At 58.8% G+C, this 13,306-nt stretch carries 12 protein-coding genes and 1 pseudogene; 8 read left to right on the top strand and 5 right to left on the bottom strand.

Translation table 11 applies throughout. The annotated features are described in order from the left end of the window. Positions 1–54: 54 nt before the first annotated feature. Positions 55–1,422: pseudogene (gene thiI / locus ACIP66_RS23230) on the bottom strand (tRNA uracil 4-sulfurtransferase ThiI); the annotation flags it as partial. A 328-nt stretch (positions 1,423–1,750) separates the two neighbouring features. Between thiI and glnA the strand changes: the two are divergent. The 5 genes from glnA (at position 1,751) to ntrC (ending at position 7,272) form a co-directional block, all read left to right on the top strand. Further along, positions 1,751–3,157, top strand: a complete 1,407-nt coding sequence (gene glnA / locus ACIP66_RS23235; protein ID WP_008080570.1) for a type I glutamate--ammonia ligase — start codon at positions 1,751–1,753, stop codon at positions 3,155–3,157. 232 nt (positions 3,158–3,389) lie between these two features. Continuing rightward, positions 3,390–3,902 (top strand): DUF4124 domain-containing protein, encoded by a 513-nt coding sequence (locus ACIP66_RS23240; RefSeq protein WP_400651195.1) that lies wholly within the window; start codon positions 3,390–3,392, stop codon positions 3,900–3,902. Beyond that, on the top strand, positions 3,899–4,522 hold the full coding sequence (locus ACIP66_RS23245; RefSeq protein WP_282358463.1) for a DUF4124 domain-containing protein: 624 nt from the start codon (positions 3,899–3,901) through the stop codon (positions 4,520–4,522). The genes ACIP66_RS23240 and ACIP66_RS23245 overlap by 4 nt, the downstream gene beginning before the upstream one ends. Positions 4,523–4,753: 231 nt before the next feature. Next, positions 4,754–5,839 carry a nitrogen regulation protein NR(II) gene (gene glnL, locus ACIP66_RS23250; protein ID WP_053116600.1) on the top strand — a complete coding sequence of 362 codons (1,086 nt, stop codon included), beginning with the start codon at positions 4,754–4,756 and terminating at the stop codon, positions 5,837–5,839. After that, the gene (gene ntrC / locus ACIP66_RS23255) at positions 5,836–7,272 is read left to right on the top strand and encodes a nitrogen regulation protein NR(I) (RefSeq protein WP_053116599.1); all 1,437 of its coding nucleotides are present in this window, start codon (positions 5,836–5,838) and stop codon (positions 7,270–7,272) included. The genes glnL and ntrC overlap by 4 nt, the downstream gene beginning before the upstream one ends. A 520-nt stretch (positions 7,273–7,792) precedes the next feature. Here ntrC and ACIP66_RS23260 read toward each other — a convergent pair. Next, positions 7,793–8,230, bottom strand: coding sequence for a hypothetical protein (locus tag ACIP66_RS23260; protein ID WP_400651198.1), 438 nt, complete (start codon positions 8,228–8,230; stop codon positions 7,793–7,795). On the opposite strand from ACIP66_RS23260, the gene ACIP66_RS23265 reads away from it, so the two are divergent. Beyond that, entirely contained in the window at positions 8,229–8,684 is a 456-nt protein-coding gene (locus tag ACIP66_RS23265; RefSeq protein ID WP_282358464.1) for a tRNA (cytidine(34)-2'-O)-methyltransferase, read from the top strand. The two genes, ACIP66_RS23260 and ACIP66_RS23265, sit on opposite strands and share 2 nt — an antisense overlap. Positions 8,685–8,868: 184 nt before the next feature. Here the strand turns inward: ACIP66_RS23265 and secB are convergent, their stop codons facing one another. The 3 genes from secB to ACIP66_RS23280 are packed head-to-tail and all read right to left on the bottom strand — an operon-like array spanning position 8,869 to position 10,080. After that, positions 8,869–9,354 carry a protein-export chaperone SecB gene (secB, locus tag ACIP66_RS23270; protein ID WP_016772114.1) on the bottom strand — a complete coding sequence of 162 codons (486 nt, stop codon included), beginning with the start codon at positions 9,352–9,354 and terminating at the stop codon, positions 8,869–8,871. Positions 9,355–9,411: 57 nt separating this feature from the next. Further along, positions 9,412–9,666, bottom strand: coding sequence for a glutaredoxin 3 (grxC, locus tag ACIP66_RS23275; RefSeq protein WP_007909231.1), 255 nt, complete (start codon positions 9,664–9,666; stop codon positions 9,412–9,414). Then, positions 9,667–10,080, bottom strand: a complete 414-nt coding sequence (locus tag ACIP66_RS23280) for a rhodanese-like domain-containing protein (RefSeq protein ID WP_008080560.1) — start codon at positions 10,078–10,080, stop codon at positions 9,667–9,669. A 153-nt stretch (positions 10,081–10,233) separates the two neighbouring features. Here ACIP66_RS23280 and gpmI point away from each other — a divergent pair, with 153 nt between their 5' ends. After that, positions 10,234–11,763, top strand: coding sequence for a 2,3-bisphosphoglycerate-independent phosphoglycerate mutase (gpmI, locus tag ACIP66_RS23285; protein WP_053116595.1), 1,530 nt, complete (start codon positions 10,234–10,236; stop codon positions 11,761–11,763). Positions 11,764–11,993: 230 nt separating this feature from the next. Then, the gene (locus tag ACIP66_RS23290; RefSeq protein ID WP_053116594.1) at positions 11,994–13,280 is read left to right on the top strand and encodes a murein hydrolase activator EnvC; all 1,287 of its coding nucleotides are present in this window, start codon (positions 11,994–11,996) and stop codon (positions 13,278–13,280) included. Positions 13,281–13,306: the final 26 nt, after the last annotated feature.

The following is a 13,306-nucleotide window of genomic DNA, read 5'->3' on the forward strand; positions in this document are numbered from 1 at the left end:
AAACAAACTGAAAAAAAGATGAACAACAATGACACTAATAAAGACTTTTTCTCAATACAGCAGGTACTGGCGAGTCGGATCCAGCTCCTTGAAACGAGCGTTCACTGCGTAGAACGGCATCGTCTGTACTTCTACGCCAGCGAGTTCCAGCGGCTCATCCTCGGCGGCATCCGGGTGACGGATGTCGATCACGATCTGGCCGGCCAGTGCTTCGCTGACTTCTTCAATCTGTACGTCCTGGCCCAATTCGTCGATCACGCGATCGATCGGCACCAGTTTGGCGTTTTCGAGCGCACGCTCGAGCACCGCCATGTCGAATTCTTTCTCTTCGTGCTCAACGCGACCGCGTTTGGCGGCGGTCTTCGGGTTGACCGAAATGACCCCGCAGTATTCCGGCATGTGCCGGGCGAAATCGGCGGTGCCGATTTCATTGGCCGTGTCGATGATGTCCTGCTTGTGCGCCACGATCAGCGGGCGCAGGACAAGCTTGTCGGTCACGCAGTCGATCACCGACAGGTTCGGCAACGTCTGGCTCGACACCTGGGAGATCGCCTCGCCAGTGACCAGCGCTTCGATCTGCAGGCGGTCAGCGATGTTGGACGCCGCGCGCAACATCATACGCTTCAATACGACGCCCATATGACTGTTATCGACTTTGCCGAGAATTTCGCCGAGAACTTCTTCGAACGGAACACTGACAAATAGCACGCGTTGCGAGCTGCCGTACTTCTTCCAGATGAAATGCGCGACTTCCATAACGCCCAATTCATGGGCGCGACCGCCCAGATTGAAGAAACAGAAGTGGGTCATCAGGCCGCGACGAATGATCTGGTAGGCCGCAACGGTCGAGTCAAAGCCGCCGGACATCAATACCAGCGTCTGCTCAAGGGCGCCGAGCGGGTAACCGCCGATGCCGTTGTGCTGGCTGTGAATCACAAACAACCGTTTGTCGCGAACTTCGATACGGACTTCGATTTCCGGCGATTTCAGGTCAATCCCGGCAGCACCGCACTCACGACGCAGCTTGCTGCCGACGTATTTTTCCACGTCCATCGAGCTGAACGCGTGCTTGCCGGCACGCTTGCAACGCACCGAAAAGATCTTCCCGGCCAGCGCATCGCCGTAGTGCTCTTTGCACTTCTCGGTGATGTCGTCGAAGTCGCCCAGCGGGTACTCGTCGATCTGCAGAAAGTGCGCGATGCCCGGCATACAGGTCAGGCGCTCACCCATCTCTTTCAAGGCTTTGGCGTCGGTAATGCGGGTTTCCAGCTCGAGATTGTCCCACACACCGTTCACCACCACGGCCGGGTCCAGGTCGCGGAGCACGGTGCGGATGTTCTTGGCCAACTGGCGGATGAATTTCGTCCGGACAGGTCGGCTTTTGAGGGTGATCTCGGGGAAGACTTTTACGATTAGTTTCATGAAAACAGCGCGCGAACGGCCAGCCGAAAAAGGGGGGCGCGGATTATAGCGGAAATTGCTCAAGGTTTAACCAGTTAATGTGCAGAAGGTTTTGCCTGCACCAAAACGGGTCATTTTCGATTGAAGACGCTACATTAGGGGGCGAGATTTGCAGCATTAAGACGCTTTGCACCTTAATAAGCGTGAATTTGGGGCAAAAAACCCATGCTGGGGCACTGGCATGCAATTTGCTCCCTTGTGAGGCAGGTTGCCTTGGCAGAGTATTCGCGCCGGCATCACCCACATTTAAGGGCATCCACTACCAAGCCCGAAGCCACCCGGAGGACATATGTCGAAGACGGTTCAACTCATCAAAGATCATGACGTCAAGTGGATTGATCTGCGCTTCACGGACACCAAAGGTACTCAGCACCACGTGACCATGCCGGCTCGCGATGCTTTGGACGACGACTTCTTCGAAGTCGGCAAAATGTTCGACGGCTCCTCCATCGCTGGCTGGAAAGGCATCGAAGCCTCCGACATGATCCTGATGCCGGTTGACGAAACTGCCGTTCTCGACCCGTTCACCGAAGACGCCACCCTGATCCTGGTGTGCGACATCATCGAACCTTCGAGCATGCAAGGCTACGACCGCGACCCACGTGCGATCGCCAAGCGCGCCGAAGAACACCTGAAAGCCACCGGTATCGGTGACACCGTATTCGCCGGTCCAGAGCCAGAATTCTTCATCTTTGACTCGGTGAAATTCAAGTCGGACATCTCCGGCTCGATGTTCAAGATCTACTCCGAGCAAGGTTCGTGGATGTCCGACCAGGACATCGAAGGCGGCAACAAGGGTCACCGTCCAGGCGTCAAAGGCGGCTACTTCCCGGTTCCACCGTTCGACCACGACCACGAAATCCGTACCTCCATGTGCAACGCACTGGAAGAAATGGGCCTGACCGTTGAAGTTCACCACCACGAAGTGGCGACTGCCGGCCAGAACGAAATCGGCGTCAAGTTCAACACCCTGGTGAAGAAAGCTGACGAAACCCAAACCCTGAAGTACGTTGTACACAACGTTGCTGACGCTTACGGCCGCACCGCGACCTTCATGCCGAAGCCACTGTACGGCGACAACGGTTCGGGCATGCACGTACACATGTCGATCTGGAAAGACGGCAAAAACACCTTCGCAGGTGAAGGCTATGCCGGCCTGTCCGATACCGCTCTGTACTTCATCGGCGGCATCATCAAACACGGTAAGGCCCTGAACGGCTTCACCAACCCGGCTACCAACTCGTACAAGCGTCTGGTACCAGGCTTCGAAGCTCCGGTCATGCTGGCCTACTCGGCTCGCAACCGTTCCGCTTCGATCCGTATTCCTTACGTGTCGAGCCCGAAAGCCCGCCGTATCGAAGCCCGCTTCCCGGATCCGGCTGCCAACCCGTACCTGGCCTTCGCAGCACTGCTGATGGCTGGTCTGGACGGTATCCAGAACAAGATCCACCCTGGCGACGCTGCTGACAAAAACCTGTACGACCTGCCGCCTGAAGAGGCGAAAGAGATCCCACAAGTTTGCGGCAGCCTGAAAGAAGCCCTGGAAGAGCTGGACAAGGGCCGCGCGTTCCTGACCAAGGGCGGCGTATTCTCCGACGACTTCATCGACGCTTACATCGCGCTGAAATCGGAAGAAGAAATCAAGGTTCGCACCTTTGTACACCCACTGGAATATGAGCTGTACTACAGCTGCTGATCCGGTAGCGCCGCGCTCCGTGGCGTGAGTGAAAGAGGCCTCCTTCGGGAGGCCTTTTTTATTGCAGATCAAAAGATCGCAGCCTTCGGCAGCTCCTACATCGATCCCTGTAGGAGCTGCCGAAGGCTGCGATCTTTTGACTTTGCTTTTCAATTCCAATTGTTAACAGCTTGGGCCTCTCGCCCACCCTGACCTATGCTGCACCCCATCGCTTTCAATCCCGGTCGATTTCATGGGTCGCACCTTTCTCTACATTCTATTGTTGATCGCCCTGCCCGCCGCCGCGCAGATCTACAAGTACACCGATGCCAACGGCAACACGGTCTACAGCGATCACTCGCCGGACGGCGTACAGGCGCAGCCCGTGGAGTTGCCGCCGCTCAATCGCGTCGAGCCGCAAGCGCCGAGCGCACCCCCTGCGCCCGTCAGCGACAACCGTAAACCTCAGCGCAACGCCTACGACATCCTCGAACTCGCCGGGCTGCCCACCGAAGAAGCCCTGCGCGCGAACAACGGCACCTTCACCGTCAACGTGCTGATCAAGCCGCGGCTGCAACCGCCGCATCAATTAAGGCTGGTACTCGATGACGAACCCTACGGCCAGCCAAGCAATGTGCCGATCCTGCAATTGGTCAACGTCGATCGCGGCGAACATCGTCTCGCCGTGCAGGTCATCGACGGCCAGACGATCATTCAACAGAGCCCGCCAGTCGCCCTCAGCGTACAGCGGGTGCACACGCCATGATCCGCGCATGGCTGATCGTCGCGATGGCGCTGGTGACACTGCAGGCCTCAGCCGAGGTGTTCACTTACATTGATTCGCAAGGTAACCGCGTCTACACCGATCAACCGCGCAGCAACGCCAAGCGCGTACCGATCGCGACCAGCAATCGCATGTCCGCCAATCCAACCGCTGCCGCACCGATCACCACCGCAAAAAAATCCCCGGAACAACCACCCTTCCACTACGACATGCTGCGCATTCTGGTGCCCGAACCCGATGCCACGATTCGCAGCAGCGCCGGCGAAATCATCGTCAGCGTCACCAGCGAACCCGGCCTGCAACGCGGTCACCGCTATCGTCTATTACTGGACGGCCAGGCCACCGGCGAACCCGGCCTGAGCCCTGTGTTCCCGCTGAACAACATTGATCGCGGCAGCCACAATCTCTCGGTTGAAATCCTCGACTTGGAGGGCCGCACTGTCGAGCGCACCGCCAACCAGCCGTTCCACATGTTGCGCATTTCCCTCGCGCAGAAACGCCAGGTCAAACCCTGCGTCGCCGACGACTACGGCGTACGCCCGGAATGCCCTTTGAAAGACAAACCGCCCGAGCCGAAAAACCCCTTCCTGCGTTTCTTCTAACGCCGCTCAGCATTGCGCACTATATTGGTGCAATAGCCTGCACCGTACTCACATTCCAACCCATTTTGGTTCGAAACTACCCGCGAGAGCTGGCCCAGTGCCACGTAAACGAGCGTCAAACGCCTGTTTCAGGGGTTAAGCGCTTCTTTTCAGAGCCTTGGTTTGGTTTTTGCATTTTCAGTTCACCGACGCTTGCTTGTTGCGCACGCTCCGCCCCCAAAAGAGGCTCCGATGACCATTAGCGACGCAATCCACCGTTTGCTGCTCGACAACCTGACCACCGCCACGATCCTGCTCGACGCTGAATTGCGCCTCGAGTACATGAACCCGGCGGCGGAGATGCTGCTCGCCATCAGCGGGCAGCGTAGCCATGGGCAATTCATCAGCGAGCTGTTCACTGAATCCACCGAAGCGCTGAATTCGTTGCGCCAAGCGGTAGAGCAGGCGCACCCGTTCACCAAGCGCGAAGCGATGCTCACCGCCCTCACCGGCCAGACCTTGACCGTGGATTACGCGGTGACGCCGATCCTCAGTAACGGTGCGACCATGCTCCTGCTGGAAGTGCATCCGCGTGATCGCTTGCTGCGGATCACCAAGGAAGAGGCGCAAATTTCCAAACAGGAAACCAGCAAAATGCTGGTACGCGGCCTCGCCCACGAAATCAAGAATCCCCTCGGCGGCATCCGTGGCGCCGCGCAATTGCTCGCCCGCGAACTGCCGGAAGAAAGCCTGCGCGATTACACCAACGTGATCATTGAAGAGGCCGATCGCCTGCGCAATCTGGTCGACCGCATGCTCGGCTCGAACAAGTTGCCGTCACTGGCGATGTGCAACATTCACGAAGTGCTGGAACGCGTCTGCCATCTGGTCGAAGCGGAAAGTCAGGGCTGCATCACCTTGGTGCGCGATTACGACCCAAGCATTCCCGACGTGCTGATCGACCGCGAACAAATGATTCAGGCGGTGCTGAATATCGTGCGCAACGCGATGCAGGCGATCAGCAGCCAGAACGAGCTGCGTCTGGGCCGCATCAGCCTGCGCACACGCGCCATGCGCCAGTTCACCATCGGCCACGTCCGCCATCGTCTGGTGACCAAGATCGAGATCATCGACAACGGCCCGGGGATCCCCGCGGAACTTCAAGAAACCATTTTCTTTCCCATGGTCAGCGGACGCCCGGACGGTACCGGACTCGGCCTGGCCATTACCCAGAACATCATCAGCCAGCACCAGGGCCTGATCGAATGTGACAGCCATCCAGGCCACACCACCTTCTCGATCTTTCTGCCACTGGAACAAGGAGCCACATCGACATGAGCCGTAGTGAAACCGTGTGGATCGTCGATGACGACCGTTCTATCCGTTGGGTTCTGGAAAAGGCCTTGCAGCAGGAAGGCATGACCACTCAGAGCTTCGACAGCGCCGATGGCGTGATGAGTCGGCTGGCCCGTCAGCAGCCTGACGTGATCATTTCCGACATCCGTATGCCGGGGGCCAGCGGTCTGGATCTGTTGGCGCGGATTCGCGAGCAGCACCCACGGTTGCCGGTCATCATCATGACCGCTCACTCCGATCTGGACAGCGCTGTCGCCTCGTATCAGGGCGGCGCGTTCGAGTACCTGCCGAAGCCGTTCGACGTTGATGAAGCGGTGTCGCTGGTCAAGCGCGCCAACCAACACGCGCAAGAGCAGCAAGGCCTGGAAGTCGTACCAGCGCTGACCCGCACCCCGGAAATCATCGGCGAAGCGCCGGCGATGCAGGAAGTGTTTCGCGCCATCGGGCGGTTGAGCCACTCCAACATCACCGTGCTGATCAATGGCGAATCCGGCACCGGCAAAGAACTGGTCGCCCACGCCCTGCACCGCCACAGCCCGCGCGCGGCTTCGCCGTTTATCGCGCTGAACATGGCGGCGATTCCCAAGGATCTGATGGAGTCCGAGCTGTTCGGCCATGAGAAAGGCGCGTTCACCGGCGCGGCGAATTTGCGTCGCGGCCGCTTTGAACAGGCTGACGGCGGCACGCTGTTCCTCGATGAAATCGGCGACATGCCGGCAGATACGCAAACCCGTTTGCTGCGGGTTCTGGCCGACGGCGAGTTCTATCGCGTTGGCGGGCATGTGCCGGTCAAGGTCGACGTGCGCATCATCGCCGCGACGCACCAGAATCTGGAAACCCTGGTGCACGCCGGCAAATTCCGTGAAGACTTGTTCCATCGCCTCAACGTGATCCGCATCCACATCCCGCGCCTGTCGGATCGTCGCGAAGACATCCCGACCCTGGCCAAGCATTTCCTCAGCCGCGCCGCGCAGGAACTGGCGGTCGAGCCGAAGCTGCTGAAAAGCGAGACCGAGGAATACCTGAAAAACCTGCCGTGGGGCGGCAACGTGCGTCAGTTGGAGAACACCTGCCGCTGGATCACGGTGATGGCGTCCGGGCGCGAAGTGCACATCAGCGACCTGCCGCCGGAACTGCTGAACCTGCCGCAGGATTCGGCGCCAGTGACCAATTGGGAGCAGGCGCTGCGCCAGTGGGCCGACCAAGCCTTGGCGCGCGGCCAGTCGAGTTTGCTCGACAGCGCGGTGCCGGCGTTTGAGCGAATCATGATCGAGACGGCGCTGAAGCACACGGCCGGACGTCGCCGTGATGCGGCGGTGTTGCTGGGTTGGGGGCGTAATACCCTGACGCGCAAGATCAAGGAATTGGGGATGAAGGTTGATGGGGCGGATGAGGATGAGGGGGATGAGGGTTAAACCCCAAGTTCTTCGCTGAACGTCAGACCAATCGCGAGCAGGCTCACTCCTACAGTTGGAATGCGCTCCCCTGTAGGAGTGAGCCTGCTCGCGATGCTTTTGAGGCCACTGTGCACCGCATGGATGCACGATGACCTGTGATCGGGCACTGCCAGTCTTTCGAAAGACCACCTCAAAACCTTAAAAGCTCAGCCTTCAAAAAACACGAAAGCCCCGAATCCCGGGGCTTTCGCGTTTCTGCTCAGCTTTTTTGTTTCAACAAATTAAAACCTGGCACGCGCCCTGCAATACCTCTTACAGGTGATTCGTTTCACCACCCGTTTCGGGGACCTTGGTACAGGCAGGCCGGGGATTCCCCTCTTTACACCGGGCGCAGATCGCCACGCGATGCGCCCACCCTTTTGGGATCCTTGGTACAGGCAGGCCGGGGGTTCCCTCTTTACACCGGACCGACGCGATACGCGAAGTCCACCCCGTTTTGGGAACCCTGATACAGGCAGGTCAGGGATTCCCGCTTTTATTACTCGCGGAGATGGATCTCCAGCCGCCAGCGGTCATCGACCTTGCTGCCGGCCCAGTCTCCCTGCAGCGGCCGCGCCGCCAGCACCGTCAGCAACAACCCTCCGTCACTCGATCGCGTCCGCCAGTTCACGTCCTTACCTTTGAGCTTGAGCTGGCCTTTCTGCGCCCGTCCTTCGGCCTGAAACAGCAGCGCCACGGTGCCATCGATGATCTCACCGTGCAGCTTCGGCTCGTTGTTGAACCACACCACCAAACCGCCGTCAGTCACTTCGACTTGCTGTAGCACACTGGGATCCGGCGTGGTCAGACGACCAATCATCAAGCCGATCATCATGCCGACAATCGCCAGCGAACCGATCACTCGCGGGAATAGTTTCGAACGCCGGTCTGCTTGCGGCGTAGAATGCGCGTCATCTTTACCTTCGGAGCCGTGCATGTTTCACGTCATCCTTTTTCAACCAGAAATTCCGCCGAATACCGGCAACGTTATCAGGCTGTGCGCCAACAGCGGCTGCCACCTGCATTTGATCGAACCGCTGGGCTTCGAGATGGACGACAAGCGCTTGCGCCGTGCCGGTCTCGACTACCACGAATATGCCACGCTGCAGCGCCATGCCGACCTCGCCAGTTGCCTGGAAAGCATCGGCAACCCTCGGGTGTATGCGTTCACAACCAAGGGCTCGCGGCCGTTTCATGATGCGGCGTTTGTCCCGGGTGATGCGTTCATCTTCGGTCCGGAAAGTCGTGGCTTGCCGCCGGAAGTGCTCGACGCCCTTGCGCCGGATCAGCGCCTGCGTCTGCCGATGCGTGAAGGCTGCCGTAGCCTGAACCTGTCCAACACCGTGGCGGTCGCCGTGTACGAAGCCTGGCGCCAGAACGACTTCAAGTAACACCACAAAACCGCAGTTCCTGACTCCACTGTAGGAGCTGCCGAAGGCTGCGATCTTTTGATCCTGCTTTTCAAGATCAAGATCAAAAGATCGCAGCCTGCGGCAGCTCCTACATGAGACGAGTATTTCAGCCCAAGAAAAAAGCGCCTGTTACGGCGCTTTTTTTCTTTGTAGCCCAGACCGTTTACTGAACGGTTGGCGTCTCGCCGCTTTCCTGCATGCGCTGAAGTTCTTGCGCGTACAGGGCGTCGAAGTTCACCGGAGCCAGCATCAGGGCCGGGAACGAACCACGGGTGACCAGGCTGTCCAGGGTTTCGCGGGCGTACGGGAACAGGATGTTCGGGCAGAACGCACCCAGGGTGTGGCTCATCGAAGCCGCGTCGAGGTTCTTGATCAGGAAGATACCGGCCTGTTGCACTTCAGCGATGAAAGCAACTTCTTCACCGTTTTTCACGGTGACGGACAGGGTCAGCACGACTTCGTAGAAATCACCTTCCAGCGCTTTCTGACGAGTGTTCAGATCCAGACCGACCGCCGGATCCCACTGCTGGCGGAAGATCGCCGGGCTTTTCGGGGCTTCGAAGGACAGGTCGCGTACATAGATGCGCTGCAAGGAGAATTGCGGTGCGGTTTCTTCTTCGCTGGCTGCAGTGTTCTGTTGGTCAGTCATCTCAGATCCTTTCTGATCTTGGGTCTTTTAGGGAGTGCTGTACGTGGGTGCAGCCGTTCAGGCCTTGAGCAGCGCGTCGAGTTTGCCGGCGCGCTCCAGGGCAAATAAATCATCACAACCGCCGATGTGCTTGCTGCCGATCCAGATCTGCGGAACGGACGTGCGCCCCGCTTTCTGGGCCATTTCGGCGCGCACCTGCGGCTTGCCATCGACCTTGATCTCTTTGAAGGCCACGCCTTTGTTCTCGAGCAAATACTTGGCTCGGGAGCAATAAGGACAGTAGTCGCTGGAGTAGACGATGACTTCGCTCATTTATTTCACCAGCGGCAGGTTGTCGCCTTTCCAGCTGGAGATCCCGCCGGACAGCTTGGCGGCGGTAAAGCCGGATTTCATCAGCTCGCGGGCGTGGGTGCCGGCGGTCTGGCCCAGGGCGTCGACCAGAATGATGGTCTTGGCCTTGTGCTTTTCCAGCTCGGCGGTGCGCGCAGCCAGTTTGTCCTGGGGAATGTTGATCGCGCCAACGATGTGGCCGGCAGCGAAATCCTTGGCCGGACGGATGTCCACCACCACGCCTGCGTCTTTATTGACCAGCGCAGTCAGTTCGCCGGTGCTCAGGCTTTTACCGCCGCCCTGCATCGTGTGCGCCAGCAGCAGAGCCAGCAGTACGACGAAGATACCGACAAGAATGTAGTGGTTAGTGGCAAATTCAATCAGGTGAGCAACCATCGAAGGAGGTTCCAGGGCGTTAAAATGTCGGCCAGTATACACAGCCACTATGGTCGGCCAAACCCCGTCCGGCGGTGACGCGGTCGGAACTTAGCTTTAAACTCCAACTCCCTTTTCCATCGCCCTCTTCTTTATTAGCCACGAGTGGATTCCATGACTACCACGCCTAAACCTTTGGTCCTGATGATTCTCGACGGCTTCGGTCACAGCGAAAGCCCCGAATCCAACGCCGTATTTGCGGCGAAGAAGCCCGTCCTTGATCGCCTGTGGGCCACCGTGCCAAACGGCTTGATCTCGGGCAGCGGCATGGACGTCGGTCTGCCGGACGGCCAGATGGGCAACTCCGAAGTCGGCCACATGAACCTCGGCGCCGGCCGCGTGGTGTATCAGGACTTCACCCGCGTGACCAAGTCGATCCGCGACGGCGAATTCTTCGAGAATCCGACCATCTGCGCCGCTGTGGATAAAGCCGTGGCCGCCGGTAAAGCCGTGCACTTCATGGGTCTGCTCTCCGATGGCGGCGTGCACAGCCACCAGGATCACCTGATCGCGATGGCCGAACTGGCCTTCAAGCGCGGCGCTGAAAAAATCTACCTGCACGCTTTCCTTGATGGCCGCGATACGCCGCCGAAAAGCGCTGCGTCGTCGATCGAATTACTCGATGCAACCTTCCAGGCACTGGGCAAGGGCCGCATCGCCAGCATTATCGGCCGTTACTTCGCAATGGATCGTGACAACCGCTGGGATCGCGTCGCTCAGGCCTACAACCTGATCGTCGACGGCAACAGCGAATTCAACGCCGCCACCGCGCAGGAAGGCCTCGACGCGGCTTACGCTCGCGGCGAGAGCGACGAATTCGTCAAAGCCACGACCATCGGTGAGCCGGTGAAAGTTGAAGACGGCGACGCTGTGGTGTTCATGAACTTCCGCGCCGACCGCGCCCGCGAGTTGACTCGCGTATTCGTCGAAGACGATTTCAAGGATTTCGAGCGCGCACGCCAGCCAAAACTGGCCGGGTTCGTCATGCTGACCCAATACGCGGCAAGCATCCCGGCACCGTCGGCATTCGCCGCGGGCAGCCTGGAAAACGTGCTCGGCGATTACTTGGCAAAGAATGGCAAAACCCAGCTGCGCATCGCTGAAACCGAGAAATACGCGCACGTGACCTTCTTCTTCTCCGGTGGTCGTGAAGAGCCGTTCCCGGGCGAAGAGCGCATTCTGATCCCGTCGCCGAAAGTCGCTACTTACGACTTGCAGCCGGAAATGAGCGCGCCGGAAGTCACCGACCGCATCGTTGAAGCCATCGAAAACCAGCGTTTCGACGTGATCGTGGTCAACTACGCCAACGGCGACATGGTCGGCCACAGCGGTGTGTTCGACGCGGCGGTGAAAGCGGTTGAATGCCTCGACACTTGCGTCGGTCGCATCGTTGAAGCACTGGAAAAGGTTGGCGGTGAAGCACTGATCACGGCTGACCACGGCAACGTCGAAAAAATGGCCGACGAAGAAACCCACCAGGCGCACACCGCGCACACCACCGAGCCGGTGCCGTTCATTTATGTCGGCAAGCGTGATCTGAAAGTGCGTGAAGGCGGCGTGCTGGCGGATGTGGCACCGACCATGCTGAAGCTGCTGGGTCTGGAAAAACCGGCGGAGATGACTGGCACTTCTATCCTGGTTTGATCCGGATCACCAGAACACCGCAAAACCCTGTAGGAGTGAGCCTGCTCGCGATAGCCATCTGACAGTCAACTACTCTGTTGAATGTCAGTAAGCCATCGCGAGCAGGCTCACTCCTACATTGGTTTGCAGTGTTTTTCAGGCCAGTTATCACACAGCCCCAATTGGGCGTTTTTTTTGCAGCCTCGGGCGGGCATACTAGGCCGTCCCTTACCCTGGTGCCGCCCGCCCCTATGCTTCGCGTCCTGATCGCCCTTGCTCTGACATGCCTGCTCCAACCGGCCTTCGCTGACGAGCGCGCGCAAACCCAACAGCAGTTGGACGCCACGCGTCAGGACATTGCCGAGCTGAAAAAGCTGCTGGGCAAAGTTCAGGAAGAAAAATCCGGCGTGCAGAAAGAGCTCAAGGGCACGGAAACCGAGCTGGGCAAGCTGCAGAAGCAGGTCGATGCACTGCAGAAAGAACTGCAGAAAAGCGAATCCGAGCTGCAGCGACTCGATGCAGAGAAAAAAAAACTCCAGAGCGCGCGCACTGAACAGCAGCGACTGATCGCCATTCAGGCCCGTGCGGCTTATCAGAACGGTCGGCAGGAATACCTCAAGCTGCTGCTCAACCAGCAGAATCCCGAGAAATTCGCCCGCACCCTCACCTATTACGATTACCTGAGCCAGGCTCGCCTGGAGCAGTTGAAGAACTTCAACGAAACCCTGCGCCAACTGGCCAATGTCGAACAAGACATCGCCGCGCAACAGGCGCAATTGCTGGTGCAGAAAAGCAGCCTCGACACCCAGCGCGACGAACTGGAAAAAGTCCGCAAGGAACGTCAGCAGGTACTCGCCAAGCTCAATGACGACGTAAAGGCCCGCGATCAGAAACTCGCCGCACGCGAGCAGGATCAGGCAGACCTGTCTAAAGTCCTTAAAACCATTGAAGAAACCCTGGCCCGTCAGGCCCGTGAGGCAGAAGAAGCGCGGCAGAAAGCGCTGATCGCCCAGCAGGAAGCGGAAAAAAAGCGCTTGCGTGAGGCGCAGGCGGAAAACACCGACGCCCCACGAAAACCCGCCAAATCGACGCCCGGCGCGCTGGTTTCCAGCAGCGGCGAGACCTTCGGTGGCGCTTTTGCTGCAACCCGGGGAAAACTTCCTTGGCCGGTTGATGGTCGACTACTGGCGCGCTTCGGTGAAAGCCGTGGCGACGACGCCCGTACCAAGTGGGATGGCGTGATGATCAGCGCCGCCGCCGGCAGCCAGGTGCATGCCGTGCACGGCGGTCGCGTGGTGTTCGCCGACTGGTTGCGTGGCGCCGGGCTGCTGGTGATCCTCGATCACGGCAACGGTTTTTTGAGTCTTTACGGTCACAACCAGACGCTGCTCAAGTCAGCAGGTGATGTGGTCAAAGCCGGTGAGTCGATTTCCACTGTCGGTAACAGTGGCGGTCAGGACACATCAGCGCTGTATTTCGCAATTCGTCAGCAGGGTCACCCGAGTGATCCGGCGCAATGGTGCCGCGCGCAAGGATAGGCGTTGAGTCACCTACATTAGGAGTT

Source organism: Pseudomonas sp. NPDC088429 (assembly GCF_044753305.1).
GTDB classification, from domain to species: Bacteria; Pseudomonadota; Gammaproteobacteria; order Pseudomonadales; family Pseudomonadaceae; genus Aquipseudomonas; species Aquipseudomonas rustica.

Coding starts and splice junctions, on each gene's coding strand:
- gpmI (WP_053116595.1), top strand. CDS start 10,234: ATGACTACCACGCCTAAACCTTTGGTCCTGATGATTCTCGACGGCTTC.
- ACIP66_RS23290 (WP_053116594.1), top strand. CDS start 11,994: ATGCTTCGCGTCCTGATCGCCCTTGCTCTGACATGCCTGCTCCAACCG.
- ntrC (WP_053116599.1), top strand. CDS start 5,836: ATGAGCCGTAGTGAAACCGTGTGGATCGTCGATGACGACCGTTCTATC.
- ACIP66_RS23245 (WP_282358463.1), top strand. CDS start 3,899: ATGATCCGCGCATGGCTGATCGTCGCGATGGCGCTGGTGACACTGCAG.
- secB (WP_016772114.1), bottom strand. CDS start 9,354: ATGACTGACCAACAGAACACTGCAGCCAGCGAAGAAGAAACCGCACCG.
- glnA (WP_008080570.1), top strand. CDS start 1,751: ATGTCGAAGACGGTTCAACTCATCAAAGATCATGACGTCAAGTGGATT.
- ACIP66_RS23280 (WP_008080560.1), bottom strand. CDS start 10,080: ATGGTTGCTCACCTGATTGAATTTGCCACTAACCACTACATTCTTGTC.
- ACIP66_RS23265 (WP_282358464.1), top strand. CDS start 8,229: ATGTTTCACGTCATCCTTTTTCAACCAGAAATTCCGCCGAATACCGGC.
- glnL (WP_053116600.1), top strand. CDS start 4,754: ATGACCATTAGCGACGCAATCCACCGTTTGCTGCTCGACAACCTGACC.
- ACIP66_RS23260 (WP_400651198.1), bottom strand. CDS start 8,230: ATGCACGGCTCCGAAGGTAAAGATGACGCGCATTCTACGCCGCAAGCA.
- ACIP66_RS23240 (WP_400651195.1), top strand. CDS start 3,390: ATGGGTCGCACCTTTCTCTACATTCTATTGTTGATCGCCCTGCCCGCC.
- grxC (WP_007909231.1), bottom strand. CDS start 9,666: ATGAGCGAAGTCATCGTCTACTCCAGCGACTACTGTCCTTATTGCTCC.